The sequence below is a fragment of the Plantibacter sp. CFBP 8798 genome (assembly GCF_014841195.1).
In the GTDB taxonomy this organism is placed as follows: Bacteria; Actinomycetota; Actinomycetes; order Actinomycetales; family Microbacteriaceae; genus Plantibacter; species Plantibacter auratus.
Genome location: NZ_JACYTS010000002.1, coordinates 241070 through 256366, shown reverse-complemented (window position 1 = coordinate 256366; position 15297 = coordinate 241070). Strand labels below are relative to the sequence as shown.

The window sequence follows — 15297 nt, the reverse complement described above, 5'->3', positions numbered from 1 at the left end:
CTCCATCATCACCCGTCCCAGTCGCATTGCGGAGGCCTCCGTGTCACTCGCCACCCGAGTCATCCCCTGTCTCGACGTCGCCGACGGGCGCGTCGTGAAGGGCGTCAACTTCCTCGACCTCCGCGATGCCGGCGATCCGGTCGAGCTCGCGAAGCGCTACGCCGAGCAGGGCGCCGATGAACTGACCTTCCTCGACGTCACGGCCACCGTGGCCGAACGCGACACCACCTACGACCTCGTCAGCCGCACCGCCGAGCAGGTCTTCATCCCGCTCACGGTCGGCGGTGGGGTCCGCTCGACCCAGGACGTCTCCCGGCTGCTGGCCAGCGGGGCGGACAAGGTCGGCGTGAACAGCGCCGCGATCGGCCGACCGGAGTTGCTGGGGGAGATCGCCGACCGCTTCGGCGCTCAGGTCCTCGTCCTCTCCCTGGACGTGAAGCGACACGCCGGCAGCGCATCCGGATGGATCGTCACGACACACGGCGGCCGACGTGAGACCGAACTCGACGCGCTCGCCTGGGCCTCCGAGGCGATCGACCGCGGTGCGGGCGAGCTGTTGGTGAACTCGATCGACGCCGACGGCACCAAGGCCGGGTTCGACACCGAGCTCATCAGCGCCATGCGCGAGATCAGCCGGGTTCCGGTCATCGCGTCAGGGGGAGCTGGCCGCCTCGCCGACTTCCCACCCGCGATCGCCGCGGGGGCCGACGCCGTCCTCGCTGCGAGCGTCTTCCACAACGGTGAGTTGACGATCGGGCAGGTCAAACAGGAACTCGCCGACGCCGGCTGGACGGTGCGGGCATGAGCGCGGACATCACCATCCCGGTGGGCGCCGATCCGGAGACCGCGATCGGGCAGCTCACCTTCGACGCGCAGGGCCTGCTCCCCGCGATCGTGCAGCAGTGGGACTCCCGCGAGGTGCTCATGCTCGGCTGGATGGACGCCGAGGCCGTCCGCCGGACGATGACCGAGGGTCGGGTCACCTACTGGTCCCGCTCACGACAGGAGTACTGGCGCAAGGGGGACACCTCCGGACACGTGCAGTTCGTCCGGGCGCTCGCCTACGACTGCGACGGGGATACCCTGTTGGTGGAGGTCGATCAGCACGGCGCTGCCTGCCACACGGGCACGCGCAGCTGTTTCGACGGCCGGAGCCTCGACGTCGTCGCAGCGCCATCGCCGACACCATGAATCGAGTTGGAGCATGACCGAGAGCACTGCAGCACCCCAGTCCGGGCCGGTGGAGCCGCCGAGGCGCGACGAACCGTCCGAGGCTGACGAGCTCGAGTCACGAGCTCTGCGCAGTCGTCAGCGCCGCATGAAGACCCTGCTCCTCATCACCGCCGTCCTCGCCGACGCGCTCATCCTCGCGGCGTGGACCCAGACCTGGCTCTCGATCAGCCTCGTTGGCGTCGGCCCACACTCCGGCGCGCTCGACGTGGTCGGCTCCGTCGCCGCTCCCGCCCTGTCCGCACTCGCCCTCGCCGGTCTCGCCCTTGTCGCCGCGCTGGCGATCGCCGGGCCGGTGTTCCGCATCATCCTCGGCCTGCTGGAGGCCGTGATCGGCGCCTGCGTCATGATCTCGTCGATCGCCGTGCTCGCCTCGCCGGCGACCGCGGGCGCGGCGGCCGTGACCGAGGCCACGGGCGTCGCCGGGAGCCAGTCGACCATCGACCTCGTCGCGGCGACCACGCTCACCGCCTGGCCGGCGATCACCATGGTGCTCGGCGTCGTGCTCGCACTCGCCGGGCTCGCGACCGTGCTCACCCACCGCCGGTGGCCCGGTCCGTCGAAGAAGTACCAGACCGTCCGGTTCACGCAGGTCGAGACGGCCCCGAGCGCCGACCCGGTGGGCGCCTGGGACGACCTCAGCCGCGGCGACGACCCGACGCGCTGACCGCTCCGCCGACCCCCGACGGCACCCCGGGCCACCTGGGAACTCGTGGCCCACGCACGGAACCGCGCACCGGTTGCCGGTACACTGGAACCCGCACTCGCACAGAAGGAGAACCATGAGCACCGACCCCTCGGACCCCGGCCACGGACACTCGCCCGCCGCCTGGACGGCCGTGATCATCATGTTGGTCGCGTTCGCCGCCGGTACGGTCTTCTTCTGGCTCGACATGCCCGTCCTCGTCTGGGCCTCCGCCGGCGTCCTCCTCCTCGGGTGGATCACGGGCGGTGTCCTCGCCAAGGCGGGTTACGGCGTCGGCGGGTCCAAGACCGTGGCGAAAGAGCACTGAACATGCTCGCCGACCTGATGGCCGGCGCGAAGGAGGACGCTCTCGGGCGCCTCGCGGGCCGTCCGGCTGCAGTCGTCGAAGCCGCCGCTGTCGACGCCCCTCCGGCCATCGACGCCCTCGCTGCGCTCGCCCCGGCCGACCAGGTCAAGATCATCGCCGAGGTCAAGCGGTCCAGTCCGTCCCGCGGCGCGCTGGCCGACATCCCCGACCCGGCGCTCCTCGCCTCGCTCTACGAGCAGGGTGGTGCCAGCGCGGTCAGCGTGCTGACCGAGGGCCGGAAGTTCGGCGGTTCGCTGCAGGACCTCGAGGCCGTCCGTGCCGCGATCCGCATCCCGGTCCTGCGCAAGGACTTCATCTCCTTGCCGTACCAGGTGTTCGAAGCCCGGGCATCCGGCGCCGACCTGGTCCTCCTGATCGTCGCCGGACTCGATCAGGCCACCCTGTCGTCGCTGCATGAACTCGTCGTGCAGCTCGGCATGACCCCGCTGGTCGAGACCCATTCCGCCGACGAGCTGGCCAGAGCGAGCGACATCGGCGCGCGGCTCATTGGTGTCAACGCGCGGAACCTCAGCACCTTCGAACTCGACCAACACCTCTTCGGATCGTTGACCGACCGTTTCCCCGCCGACGCCGTCAAGGTGGCCGAGTCCGCTGTGCTCCGCGCCGCCGACGTCGCCGCCTACCGACGTGACGGCGCCGACGTCGTCCTGGTCGGCGAGGCGCTCGTCACCGGCGACCCCGTCGCCACCCTCGAACAGTTCCTGGGAGCCACCGCATGACCATGTCACCAGCCACCCCCGCCCACGCGGAACCGACGCACCTCCGAGACGAAGCCGGTCCGTTCTTCGGCGACTTCGGCGGACGCTACATGCCGGAGGCGCTCATCGCCGCGGTCGACGAGCTCGCGACGGCCTACGAGGCCGCCAAGGCCGACGAGAGCTTCCAGGCCGAGCTGACGACGCTGCTCCGCGACTACGCCGGCCGCCCGTCGATCATCACCGAGGTGCCACGCTTCGCCGCATCGGCCGGTGGTGCGCGCATCTTCCTCAAGCGCGAGGACCTCAACCACACCGGCTCGCACAAGATCAACAACGTCCTGGGCCAGGCGCTCCTCACGAAGCGCATCGGCAAGACCCGCGTCATCGCCGAGACGGGGGCCGGTCAGCACGGTGTGGCCACGGCCACCGCGGCCGCTCTCTTCGGCCTCGACTGCACGATCTACATGGGCGAGGTCGACACCGAGCGCCAGGCGCTCAACGTCGCCCGCATGCGGCTCCTCGGCGCGACCGTGATCCCCGTCACGACGGGGTCCCGGACCCTCAAGGACGCCATCAACGAGGCGTACCGCGACTGGGTCGCGTCGGTCGAGACCACGAACTACATCTTCGGCACCGCGGCGGGCCCACACCCCTTCCCGGTCATGGTCCGCGACTTCCAGAAGATCATCGGAGAAGAGGCCCGCGCACAGCTCCTCGAGCTGAACGGTTCACTTCCGGACGCGGTCGTCGCCTGCGTCGGTGGCGGCTCCAACGCCATCGGTATCTTCCACGCCTTCCTCGACGACGCGGACGTCGCGCTCTACGGAGTGGAGGCTGCCGGCGACGGCGTCGACACCCCACGGCACGCCGCGTCCATCGGCCGCGGTCGTCCGGGTGTCCTGCACGGTGCCCGCACCTTCGTTCTCCAGGACGACGACGGCCAGACCGTCGAGTCCCATTCCATCTCCGCAGGCCTCGACTACCCGGGCGTCGGACCGGAGCACGCCTGGCTCGCCGACACCGGCCGGGCGACGTACGTCCCCGCGACGGACGCCGAGGCGATGGAGGCCTTCCGGCTCCTGAGCCGCACCGAGGGGATCATCCCAGCGATCGAGTCCGCCCACGCACTGGCCGGGGCCATCGTCCTCGGCAAGGAACTGGGCCCCGAGGCGACCATCCTGATCAACCTCTCCGGGCGCGGAGACAAGGACGTCGAGACGGCTGCCACCTACTTCGGGCTCCTCGACGAAGCCGGGCGGAACGCATGACCGCCCCGGCCACCGACCACACGACGGTCTCACCGGTCGCCTCGGCGATCGACGCCGCCGCCGTCGACCGCCGCGGCGCCCTCATCGGGTACCTCCCCGTCGGGTTCCCCGACCTCCAGACGAGTATCGACGCCGCCATCGCGCTCGCGCAGAACGGCGTCGACGTCCTCGAGCTCGGCGTGCCCTACTCCGACCCCGTGATGGACGGAGCGGTCATCCAGGCAGCGACCATGACCGCCCTCGCGGAGGGGTTCCGGTTGCGCGACGTCTTCACGGCGATCAGCGCCATCCGCGCCGCCGTGGACGTCCCGGTCCTCGTCATGACGTATTGGAACCCGGTGCTGCAGTACGGCGTCGAGCGCTTCGCCTCCGACCTCGCCGCGGCCGGGGGAGCCGGGCTCATCACCCCCGACATCACCCCCGACGCCGCGGCGGACTGGCTGGACGCCAGTGAACGCCACGGCCTCGACCGGGTCTTCCTCGCAGCGCCGACGTCGAGCGACGAGCGCCTGTCGCTCGTGACCGAGCGCTCCCGCGGCTTCGTGTACACCGTCTCCACGATGGGCATCACCGGTGCCCGGCAGGACCTCGACGCGGCCGCGAAGACCCTCGTCGGTCGGCTCCGCACGGCGGGTGCACAGCACGCGTGCGTCGGCATCGGCATCTCGACCGCGGAGCAGGTCCGCTCGGTCCTCGAGTACGCCGACGGAGCCATCGTCGGCTCCGTCTTCGTCAAGGCTCTCGCCGACGGCGGTGTCCCGGCAATCACCGAGGTCGCCCGCTCGCTCGCGGCCGGCACCGCCCGCTGAGGGTATCCTCACCACGCCCGCGATGCTGAAAGCCCTACACTCGATCAGAGTTCGTAACGAAAGGCGACCACTGCAGTGATTGCACCCCTCAGCATCCCGAGCCCGAACCCGGACATCGCGACCTTCAGCGTGGGCCCGTTCACGGTGCACATGTACGCGCTCTGCATCATCGCCGGGATCATCGCCGCCACCATCCTCACCTCCCGGCGGCTGACGAAGCGCGGTGCCGAGCCGGGCATCGTGCTCGACATCATCCTGTGGGCCATCCCCTTGGGGATCATCGGTGCGCGGATCTTCCACGTCCTGACCCACCCCGGCGACTACTTCTACCCGGGTGCAGACCTCCTGCGGACGCTCTACATCTGGGAGGGCGGCATCGCGATCTTCGGTTCGCTCATCGGCGGAGCGGTCGGTGCCTACATCGGCTGCCGCATGACGGGGATCCGGTTCTGGACCTTCGCCGACGCCCTCGCGCCCGGCCTGCTGCTCGCCCAGGCGTTCGGTCGCCTCGGCAACTACTTCAACCACGAGCTCTACGGGCTCCCCACGGACCTGCCCTGGGGCCTCGAGATCGAGGCCAGCAACCCCGCGTTCCCGATCGGTCTGCCCGCCGGCACGCTGTTCCACCCCACGTTCCTGTACGAGATCATCTGGAACCTGCTGGGGGTGGCTGTCATCCTCTGGATCGGACACCGCTTCAACCCGCAGTGGGGCCGCTTGTTCGGTGTCTACCTCATCTGGTACGGCGCCGGTCGCACGGTCTGGGAGACCATCCGGATCGACCCGAGTGAGTACCTGTTCGGCATCCGCGCCAACGTCTGGGCCGCGATCCTCGCGATCGTCGTCGGACTCGCGATCATCGTCATCCAGTCGCGTCGCCACACGGGTGCCGAGCCGTCGCCGTACGTCCCCGGCCGTTCCTGGGCCGATCCGAAGGCTGCGGTAGACTACTACGACACCGACGCGGAGAACCTGGGGCTGCGCAGTGCCTCCGCCGACGACGATGCCGACGGATCAGACCGCACTGCGTCATCCACTCCGTCGTCCGAAGCCACGGTCGCCACAAGCAAGACCGGCTCTCGCTCCTAGGCTGAACGCACCCTCGTCGGCCCGGTGGATCTCGGCTCAGCAGGGGATCCATCACCCGTTTCGTCCCAGGGCCAGCGACGTCCCCTTTCTGATCCCCTTTCGTGAGGACGGTAATTCCATGGCGCATGCACCGTACGCTTCGTTCAGCTCGGTTCCGCCCAAGCAGGGCATGTACGACCCGGCGAACGAGAAGGACGCCTGTGGCCTGGCGATGGTCGCGACCCTGACGGGCGAGGCCTCGCACAGCATCATCGACGCGGCGCTCGGTTCGCTCCGCAACCTGGAGCACCGCGGCGCGATCGGTTCCGACGCCGGGACCGGCGACGGCGCGGGCATCCTCACCCAGATGCCCGACGCCTTCCTGCGCGGCGTCGCCGGATTCGACCTGCCGCCGGTCGGTGCGTACGCCGTGGGCATCGCCTTCCTGCCCACCGACGCCTCCGAGCGCGCACAGCTCCAGACGCGCATCGCCGCGATCGCCGCGGAGGAGGAACTCACCGTCCTCGGCTGGCGCGAGGTGCCGGTCGACCCCGACGAGCTGGGGAAGCTCGCCCGTGCAGCCATGCCGGCGTTCGAGCAACTGTTCGTCACCGGGTCCGGCGCCTCGACGCCGACCGGGATCGCCCTCGACCGACTCGCCTTCCGGCTCCGGAAGCGGGCGGAGCGCGAGCTCGGGGCGTACTTCATCTCCCTGTCGAGCCGCACGCTCGTCTACAAGGGCATGGTCACGACGCTCCAGCTCGAACCGTTCTACCCCGACCTGTCCGACGAGCGGTTCGCGACCAAGCTCGCCATCGTCCACTCGCGGTACTCCACCAACACGTTCCCGTCCTGGCCGCTCGCCCAGCCGCTGCGCATGATGGCGCACAACGGCGAGATCAACACGGTCGAGGGCAACCGCAACTGGATGCGCGCGCGGCAGTCGCAGCTCGAGTCCGAGCTCATCGGCGACATCCGCCCGCTGCTCCCCATCATCACGCCCGGAGCGAGCGACTCCGCCTCGTTCGACGAGGTCCTGGAGCTGCTGACGCTGACCGGACGGTCCCTCCCGCACGCCATGATGATGATGGTGCCCGAGGCCTGGGAGAAGCAGACCGGGCTGTCGCAGGAGCGACGCGACTTCTACGAGTTCAACTCCATGCAGATGGAACCGTGGGACGGTCCGGCCGCCCTCACCTTCACGGACGGCTCACTCGTCGGCGCGACCCTGGACCGGAACGGCCTGCGTCCGGGTCGCTGGCTGGAGACGACCGACGGCCTCGTCGTCCTGGGTAGCGAGATCGGCGTCCTCGACGTCGACCCGAGCCGGGTCAAGCGCAAGGGCCGCCTGCGCCCCGGAAAGATGTTCCTTGTCGACACCGAGGCCGGGCGGATCATCGAGGACGACGAGATCAAGGACGAGCTCTCGGCTTCGGCACCCTGGGGCGACTGGCTCGACGCCGGACGCATCAACCTGAGCGACCTGCCGGAGCGCGAGCACATCGTGCACACGCCGGCATCCGTCACCCGCCGCCAGCGGACCTTCGGGTACACCGAGGAGGAGGTGCGCATCCTCCTGCAGCCCATGGGGCAGAACGGTGCGGAGCCGCTCGGCGCGATGGGGTCGGACACCCCGATCGCGGTGCTCTCCGACCGCCCTCGGCTCCTCTTCGACTACTTCGTGCAGCAGTTCGCCCAGGTCACCAACCCGCCGCTCGACTCGATCCGCGAGGAGGTCGTCACCTCGCTGAAGCTCGGGCTCGGCCCGGAGCGCAACCTCCTCTCGTGGGGCCCCGAGCACGCCAAGCAGGTCGTCCTCGACTTCCCGGTCATCGACAACGACGAGCTCGCCAAGATCCAGCACATCGACCCGAACCCGGCGAGCCCACTGACGACGACCGTCAAGGCGCTGTACCGCGTCGAGGACGGCTCGGCCGGACTCGAGACGCGCCTGCGCGAGATGTGCGACGAGGTCGACCAGGCGATCCTCGCCGGCTCGGAGTTCATCGTCCTGAGCGACCGTGACTCGAACTCCGACCTCGCGCCGATCCCGTCGTTGCTCTCGCTCGCCGCCGTGCACCACCACCTGATCCGCGCCGAGAACCGGATGAAGGTCGGGCTCGTCGTCGAGGCCGGCGACGTGCGCGAGGTCCACCACGTCGCGCTGCTCATCGGCTACGGCGCCTCCGCGATCAACCCGTACCTGGCCATGGAGAGCTGCGAGGACCTCGTCCGCAGCGGCCTCATCCAGGGCGTCACCCGCGAGCAGGCCGTCAAGAACGTCATCAAGGCGCTCGGCAAGGGCGTGCTCAAGATCATGTCGAAGATGGGCATCTCCACGGTGTCCTCCTACGCCGGAGCACAGGCCTTCGAGGCCGTCGGCCTGAGCCAGCAGCTCGTCGACAGCTACTTCACCGGTACGGAGACGAAGCTCGGCGGTGTCGGCATCGAGGTGATCGCCGAGGAGAACGCGAAGCGTCACCGGTACGCCTACCCCGAGGACGCCGCCTCGACGGCCCACGAGCGCCTGCAGTCGGGCGGCGAGTACCAGTGGCGTCGCGACGGTTCGCCGCACCTCTTCAACCCGGAGACGGTCTTCAAGCTGCAGCACGCGACCAAGACGCGCCGGTACGACATCTTCCGCGAGTACACCCACATGGTCGACTCCCAGGCGGCGCAGCTCATGACGCTCCGCGGGATGTTCACGCTCCGCGCCGGTGCCCGCCCGCCCGTCCCGCTCGACGAGGTCGAGTCGGTCGCGTCGATCGTGAAGCGGTTCTCGACCGGGGCGATGAGCTACGGTTCCATCTCGCGCGAGGCGCACGAGACGCTGGCGATCGCGATGAACAGCATCGGTGCCAAGTCGAACACGGGTGAGGGCGGCGAGGACGTCGACCGGCTCCTCGACCCGACGCGCCGCAGCGCGATCAAGCAGGTCGCCTCCGGCCGGTTCGGCGTGACGAGCATGTACCTGACGCACGCCGACGACATCCAGATCAAGCTCGCCCAGGGTGCGAAGCCCGGCGAGGGCGGGCAGTTGCCGCCGACGAAGGTGTACCCGTGGGTGGCACGGACGCGGCACGCCACGGCGGGCGTCGGCCTCATCTCGCCGCCGCCGCACCACGACATCTACTCCATCGAAGACCTCAAGCAGCTCATCTTCGACCTGAAGCGTGCGAACCCGAAGGCCCGGATCCACACCAAGCTGGTGAGCCAGTCCGGCATCGGTGCGGTGGCCGCGGGCGTCGCGAAGGCGCTCTCGGACGTGATCTTGGTCTCGGGTCACGACGGCGGAACCGGCGCGAGCCCGTTGAACTCCCTGAAGCACGCCGGGACGCCGTGGGAGCTGGGTCTCGCTGAGACGCAGCAGACGCTCATGCTCAACAACATGCGCGACCGCGTCGTGGTGCAGGTCGACGGTCAGATGAAGACCGGACGCGACGTCGTCATCGGCGCACTGCTCGGCGCGGAGGAGTTCGGCTTCGCGACGGCACCGCTCGTCGTCTCCGGGTGCGTCATGATGCGCGTGTGCCACCTCGACACCTGCCCGGTCGGCGTCGCGACGCAGAACCCGGTGCTGCGCGAGCGGTTCACCGGCAAGCCGGAGTTCGTCGTGAACTTCTTCGAGTTCATCGCCCAGGAGGTGCGCGAGTACCTCGCCGAGCTCGGGTTCCGGACGCTCGAGGAGGCGATCGGCCACAACGAACTGATCGACGCCGACCGGGCGATCGACCATTGGAAGGCGTCCGGGCTCGACCTGGCCCCGGTCCTCGTGGGTCCCGTCTTCGCCGACGACGAGCCGCGGATCAACCGCCGGCCGCAGGAGCACGAGCTCGAGAAGCACTTCGACCAGCAGCTCATCACGGCCGCCTCGGACGTGCTCGAACACGGCGGCCACTTCTCGGTCGACCTGCCCATCCGCAACACGGAGCGGGCGGTCGGCACCATGCTCGGCCACGAGGTCACCAGACGACACGGCGAGAACGGGCTCCCGGCAGGGAGCATCGACATCACCCTGCGCGGCTCGGCCGGGCAGTCCTTCGGTGCGTTCCTCCCCGGCGGCATCGCCCTGCGGCTCATCGGCGACTCGAACGACTACGTCGGCAAGGGCCTGTCCGGTGGACAGATCGTCGTCCGGCCATCCGAGCGCGCAGCCTTCGCGCCCGAGGAGAACGTGATCGCCGGCAACGTCATCGGCTACGGCGCGACCCAGGGCACCATGTTCCTGAGCGGGATCGTCGGCGAGCGGTTCCTGGTGCGCAACTCCGGCGCCACGGCGGTCGTCGAAGGCGTCGGTGACCACGCGCTCGAGTACATGACGGGTGGTCTCGCCGTCATCCTGGGTCAGACCGGCCGGAACCTCGGCGCGGGCATGTCCGGCGGCACGGCCTACGTGTTCGACCTCGAACGCGACCAGGTCAACCGCGACTCCCTCGCCTCGGGGGAGCTCACCCTGTCCGAACTCGACAGTGCCGACGCCGAGATCGTCCGCGACCTCCTCGAACGGCACGTCGTGGAGACCGGTTCTCCGCTGGCCGGCCGGCTGCTCGCCGACATCGAAGACTCACTCTCCCGGTTCGTCAAGGTCCTCCCGCGTGACTACGCGGCAGTCCTGGCGACCCGACAGACCGCACTCGACGAGGGGCTCGACCCCGACGGCGACATCGTATGGAACCGAATCCTGGAGGTGACCGGTGGCTGATCCCAAGGGATTCCTGAAGGTACCGGAGCGCGAGCTCCCGAAGCGCCGGCCCGTGCCGGTCCGCATCATGGACTGGAAAGAGGTCTACGAGCAGAGCGACCCCGCGACCGTCCGCAAGCAGGCTGGTCGCTGCATGGACTGCGGCATCCCGTTCTGCCATCAGGGCTGCCCGCTGGGCAACCTCATCCCGGAGTGGAACGACCTGATGTGGCGAGGCGAGGGACGCTCGGCCATCGAGCGGCTGCACGCCACGAACAACTTCCCGGAGTTCACGGGTCGTCTCTGCCCGGCGCCGTGCGAGAGTTCGTGCGTGCTGGGCATCAACCAGCCCGCCGTGACCATCAAGCAGGTCGAGGTCTCGATCATCGATCAGGCGTTCGCCAACGGATGGGTCGAGTCCCACCCGCCGGAGCGGCTGACCGGCAAGACGGTCGCCGTCGTCGGCTCCGGGCCGGCCGGCCTCGCCGCAGCCCAGCAGCTGACGCGTGCCGGCCACACGGTCGCGGTCTACGAGCGCGACGACCGCATCGGCGGCCTGCTGCGCTACGGCATCCCGGACTTCAAGATGGAGAAGAAGCACCTCGACATCCGTTTGAAGCAGATGCAGGACGAGGGCACCCGGTTCCGCGCCGGCGTGAACATCGGGGTCGACATCAGCTGGGACGAGCTCCGCGCCCGCTACGACGCCGTCGTCATCGCCACCGGTGCCATGGTGCCGCGCGACCTCCCGATCCCCGGTCGTGACTTCTCCGGGGTCCACTTCGCGATGGAGTACCTCGTGCAGGCGAACCGCGTCGGCGCCGGCGACACGGTCTCCGACCAGATCACGGCGGAGGACAAGCACGTGGTGGTCCTCGGCGGCGGCGACACCGGTGCCGACTGCATCGGCACGGCGCACCGTCAGGGTGCCGCCTCCGTCACGAACCTCGCCATCGGCACGCAGCCGGCGGGGGAGCGGCCCGAGCACCAGCCGTGGCCCATGATGCCGACGCTCTTCGAGGTCGCGAGTGCGCACGAGGAGGGCGGCAACCGCGAGTACCTGGTGTCGACCGTCGAGTTCCTCGCCAACGAGGCCGGCGAGGTGCGGGCGATCCGCGTCGCCGAGACGGAGTTCGTCGACGGCCGTCGCGTGCCGAAGAGCGGCACCGAACGCGAGATCCCGGCCGACCTCGTGCTCCTCGCGCTCGGATTCACGGGCCCGGAGGGCGAGACCCTCGAGTCGCAGTTCCAGCTCCCCTTCACGGGGCGCGGCAACGTGGCACGGGAGCACGACTACCAGACCAACCAGCCCGGCGTGTTCGTCGCCGGCGACGCCGGTCGTGGCCAGTCCCTCATCGTCTGGGCGATCGCCGAGGGCCGCGCTGCGGCGTCGGCCGTCGACCAGTACCTCGAGGGCGAGACCCAGCTTCCCTTCCCGGTCCGTCCCACGGACCAGCCCATCTCCCTCTAGGCTTTCAGGCGGACGACAAGCGTCGGACGCATCATGCCGAGCAGTGAGTACCGAAGCGCCTCGTGCGCAGAAACCATGGAGAACACACACACATGAGACGAGCCAAGATCGTCGCAACGCTGGGGCCTGCAGTCTCCAGCTATGAGAACATCCGGGCCATCATCGATGCGGGGGTCGATGTCACCCGGATGAACCTGAGCCACGGCAGCTACGACGTGCACGAGGCCATCTACGCCAACGTGCGCAAGGCCACCGAGGACTCCGGCCGTGCCGTCGCCGTCCTGGTCGACCTGCAGGGCCCGAAGATCCGCCTCGGCAAGTTCGAGGGCGGCCCGTACGACCTCGCCGTCGGCGACATCTTCAAGATCACCATCGAGGACATCCTCGGCACCAAGGAGATCTCCTCGACGACGTTCAAGGGCCTGCCCCAGGACGTCAAGCCGGGCGACTTCCTCCTGATCGACGACGGCAAGGTCAAGGTCGAGGTCGTTGAAGCGGACGACACCGTCGTGACCACTCGCGTCATCGTCGCCGGCCCCGTGTCGAACAACAAGGGCATCAACCTCCCCGGTGTCGCCGTCAACGTCCCCGCGCTCAGCGAGAAGGACGAAGCGGACCTCCGTTGGGGACTGCGTCTCGGCGCCGACCTCATCGCCCTGTCCTTCGTGCGCGACGCGGCCGACATCGACCGCGTCCACGAGATCATGGCGGAGGAGGGCCGGAAGGTCCCCGTGATCGCCAAGATCGAGAAGCCGCAGGCCGTCGAGAACCTCGAGAGCATCGTCGAGGCGTTCGACGCGATCATGGTCGCCCGTGGCGACCTCGGTGTCGAGCTCCCGCTCGAGGCCGTCCCGATCGTGCAGAAGCGCGCGGTGGAGCTCGCCCGTCGCATGGCGAAGCCGGTCATCGTCGCGACGCAGATGCTCGAGTCGATGATCTCCAGCCCCATCCCGACCCGCGCGGAGACCTCCGACGTCGCGAACGCGGTGCTCGACGGTGCTGACGCGGTCATGCTCAGTGGCGAGACGAGTGTCGGCGCCTACCCGGTGATCACGGTCCAGACCATGGCCCGGATCGTCGAGTCGACCGAGATCCACGGCCTCGACCGCGTTCCGCCGCTCGGCACGAAGCCGCGCACCCAGGCCGGGGCGATCACGCTGGCGGCCGTCGAGGTGGCGGACTTCGTCGAGGCGAAGTTCCTCTGCGTCTTCACCGAGTCGGGGGAGTCGGTCCGCCGCATGGCCCGTCTCCGTAACCGGATCCCGATCCTGGCGTTCACGCCCGACCCGGCCATCCGTCGTCGGATGGCGCTGAACTGGGGCGTCGAGTCCTTCGTCGTCGAGCGCGTCACGCACACCGACCAGATGGTCGCCCAGGTGGACGAGGTCCTCGTCGCCACGGGTAAGGCCGCCGTCGGTGAGCCGGTCATCATCATCTCCGGTTCCCCTCCCGGCATCCCCGGGACGACGAACGACATCCGCGTCCACAAGGTGGGCGACGTCCTCTAGTCGTCGACAGCAGCGAAGGCCGTGGTCCTCCCGTACGGGGGCCACGGCCTTCGTCGTCCGCCGGGTGTGCGGTGGCACCGCGATTCCGGAGGCCGTGGGTCTAGCCTGATGCCCATGAACCGTTCCGTCCTCGTCGACGACACCCTGCGCAGCGCGGTAGGCCTGGAGCCGGGAGGCGTCGACCGTGAAGCGACCGGTGCAGCGGGACTCCTGGCCTCCCGATTCGCCGTCCTGGAGCTCGCCGCGGTCGCCGTCGGCGCCGTGGAGGATGCCGCCGACCGACTCCGCATCGCACTCGGATACGAGCCGTTGCACACTGCTCTCGACCTCGAACGGATCGCCGCGGCCTACCAGAGTGACCGCCTGTTGCGGATCGACGGAGCAGCCGTGGACGCGTTCGCGCCACTGTCCGGCTTCTTCGCCGCGGCAGACGGCTGGGTGCGCACGCACGCGAACTACCCGCACCATCGTCGCCGCCTGAGCGCCATGCTCGGGATCGGCGACGAGGCCACCCGCGCAGAGCTCGCCTCGGCGATCGCCTCCCGATCGGCTCTCGACCTGGAATCGGAGGCCGCGGGAGTCGGCGCACTCCTCGTCGCCGTCCGGAGCGCTGCCGAGTGGTCGTCCACACCACAGGCCGCCGTCGGTGATGGACCGCTCGTCAGGCGTCATGGCGGCTCCGTCGGCTCGACGATCGCCTCGCGGGTGCGGCCGACGAGGAGACAACCCTTGCGCGGCCTCCGCGTCCTCGACCTGACGCGGGTGATCGCCGGTCCGGTGTCGACGAGGACCCTCGCGCTTCTCGGCGCGGACGTCCTGCGCGTGGATCCACCGCAGGTCCCCGAGATCCCGTGGCAGCACACCGACAGCGGCCAGGGGAAGCGGACGGCGACGCTCGACGCGTCGACACCGCGCGGCCTCGCGACACTGCAGACGCTGAGCGACGAGGCCGACATCCTGGTGACGGGGTACCGACCACACGCCCTCGAGCGCCTCGGTCTGCGAGGTCGCGACGGTCTGGTCACCGGCTCCGTCGACGCCTGGGGTACGACGGGGCCCTGGGGTGATCGACGCGGTTTCGACAGCCTGGTCCAGGCCGCCACGGGCATTGCGCTGGTCGAAGCGGAGGACGGCGCCCCGGGTGCCCTGCCGGCTCAGGCGCTCGACCACAGCGCGGGATACCTGCTGGCGGCGGCCATCGTCGACGACGTGGCAGCGGTCGTCGGCGGCGGTGATGCCGGCCGGTCGTCGGTGTCGCTCGCCCGCGTCGGTGCGGCGCTCCAGCGACTGCCACGATCCGAGGAACGCCCGCCCTCGGGCCTCCCGGGAGCGCGGTGCCTGGTGACCCACGGTGCGGTGACGACGGCCCGCCCCGGGCTCAGCGCCTTCGACGACCACGCGTCCCCGGCGGCGGTCCTGGGGAGCGCCGAACCGCAGTGGACCCCGCGCAGCTGATCCCGGCACACTCCGCACCGGGAGACGACCGCCGTC

Annotated in this window: 12 protein-coding genes; all 12 read left to right on the top strand. The window is 69.7% G+C overall.

Translation table 11 applies throughout. The annotated features are described in order from the left end of the window. Positions 1–40: 40 nt before the first annotated feature. Positions 41–805, top strand: coding sequence for an imidazole glycerol phosphate synthase subunit HisF (hisF, locus tag IFU30_RS08285; protein ID WP_192004902.1), 765 nt, complete (start codon positions 41–43; stop codon positions 803–805). Then, positions 802–1191 (top strand): phosphoribosyl-AMP cyclohydrolase, encoded by a 390-nt coding sequence (hisI, locus tag IFU30_RS08280; RefSeq protein ID WP_079705938.1) that lies wholly within the window; start codon positions 802–804, stop codon positions 1189–1191. The genes hisF and hisI overlap by 4 nt, the downstream gene beginning before the upstream one ends. Before the next feature lie 13 nt (positions 1192–1204). Further along, positions 1205–1897 carry a Trp biosynthesis-associated membrane protein gene (locus IFU30_RS08275; RefSeq protein ID WP_192004901.1) on the top strand — a complete coding sequence of 231 codons (693 nt, stop codon included), beginning with the start codon at positions 1205–1207 and terminating at the stop codon, positions 1895–1897. A gap of 115 nt (positions 1898–2012) precedes the next feature. Beyond that, positions 2013–2243 carry a DUF6704 family protein gene (locus IFU30_RS08270; RefSeq protein WP_079705940.1) on the top strand — a complete coding sequence of 77 codons (231 nt, stop codon included), beginning with the start codon at positions 2013–2015 and terminating at the stop codon, positions 2241–2243. A gap of 2 nt (positions 2244–2245) precedes the next feature. Next, on the top strand, positions 2246–3022 hold the full coding sequence (gene trpC, locus IFU30_RS08265) for an indole-3-glycerol phosphate synthase TrpC (RefSeq protein ID WP_079705941.1): 777 nt from the start codon (positions 2246–2248) through the stop codon (positions 3020–3022). Continuing rightward, positions 3019–4269, top strand: a complete 1251-nt coding sequence (trpB, locus tag IFU30_RS08260) for a tryptophan synthase subunit beta (RefSeq protein WP_370281926.1) — start codon at positions 3019–3021, stop codon at positions 4267–4269. Before trpC ends, trpB begins: the two co-directional genes overlap by 4 nt. Continuing rightward, complete coding sequence (gene trpA / locus IFU30_RS08255; RefSeq protein WP_079705943.1) at positions 4266–5078, top strand: tryptophan synthase subunit alpha; 813 nt, start codon at positions 4266–4268, stop codon at positions 5076–5078. Before trpB ends, trpA begins: the two co-directional genes overlap by 4 nt. Positions 5079–5153: 75 nt before the next feature. Next, complete coding sequence (gene lgt / locus IFU30_RS08250) at positions 5154–6167, top strand: prolipoprotein diacylglyceryl transferase (RefSeq protein ID WP_079002517.1); 1014 nt, start codon at positions 5154–5156, stop codon at positions 6165–6167. A gap of 118 nt (positions 6168–6285) precedes the next feature. Continuing rightward, on the top strand, positions 6286–10848 hold the full coding sequence (gene gltB, locus IFU30_RS08245; RefSeq protein WP_192004900.1) for a glutamate synthase large subunit: 4563 nt from the start codon (positions 6286–6288) through the stop codon (positions 10846–10848). Continuing rightward, positions 10841–12298 (top strand): glutamate synthase small subunit, encoded by a 1458-nt coding sequence (locus IFU30_RS08240; protein WP_192004899.1) that lies wholly within the window; start codon positions 10841–10843, stop codon positions 12296–12298. The genes gltB and IFU30_RS08240 overlap by 8 nt, the downstream gene beginning before the upstream one ends. A 92-nt stretch (positions 12299–12390) precedes the next feature. Next, positions 12391–13806: a pyruvate kinase gene (pyk, locus tag IFU30_RS08235; RefSeq protein WP_079705946.1), complete on the top strand. Its 1416-nt coding sequence runs from the start codon at positions 12391–12393 to the stop codon at positions 13804–13806. A gap of 114 nt (positions 13807–13920) precedes the next feature. Then, positions 13921–15261 (top strand): CoA transferase, encoded by a 1341-nt coding sequence (locus tag IFU30_RS08230; RefSeq protein WP_192004898.1) that lies wholly within the window; start codon positions 13921–13923, stop codon positions 15259–15261. Positions 15262–15297: the final 36 nt, after the last annotated feature.

Bases quoted from the DNA above. Each gene is read 5' to 3' on its own strand.
- hisI (WP_079705938.1), top strand. From the start codon at position 802: ATGAGCGCGGACATCACCATCCCGGTGGGCGCCGATCCGGAGACCGCG.
- IFU30_RS08275 (WP_192004901.1), top strand. From the start codon at position 1,205: ATGACCGAGAGCACTGCAGCACCCCAGTCCGGGCCGGTGGAGCCGCCG.
- IFU30_RS08270 (WP_079705940.1), top strand. From the start codon at position 2,013: ATGAGCACCGACCCCTCGGACCCCGGCCACGGACACTCGCCCGCCGCC.
- trpC (WP_079705941.1), top strand. From the start codon at position 2,246: ATGCTCGCCGACCTGATGGCCGGCGCGAAGGAGGACGCTCTCGGGCGC.
- trpB (WP_370281926.1), top strand. From the start codon at position 3,019: ATGACCATGTCACCAGCCACCCCCGCCCACGCGGAACCGACGCACCTC.
- trpA (WP_079705943.1), top strand. From the start codon at position 4,266: ATGACCGCCCCGGCCACCGACCACACGACGGTCTCACCGGTCGCCTCG.
- gltB (WP_192004900.1), top strand. From the start codon at position 6,286: ATGGCGCATGCACCGTACGCTTCGTTCAGCTCGGTTCCGCCCAAGCAG.
- pyk (WP_079705946.1), top strand. From the start codon at position 12,391: ATGAGACGAGCCAAGATCGTCGCAACGCTGGGGCCTGCAGTCTCCAGC.
- IFU30_RS08230 (WP_192004898.1), top strand. From the start codon at position 13,921: ATGAACCGTTCCGTCCTCGTCGACGACACCCTGCGCAGCGCGGTAGGC.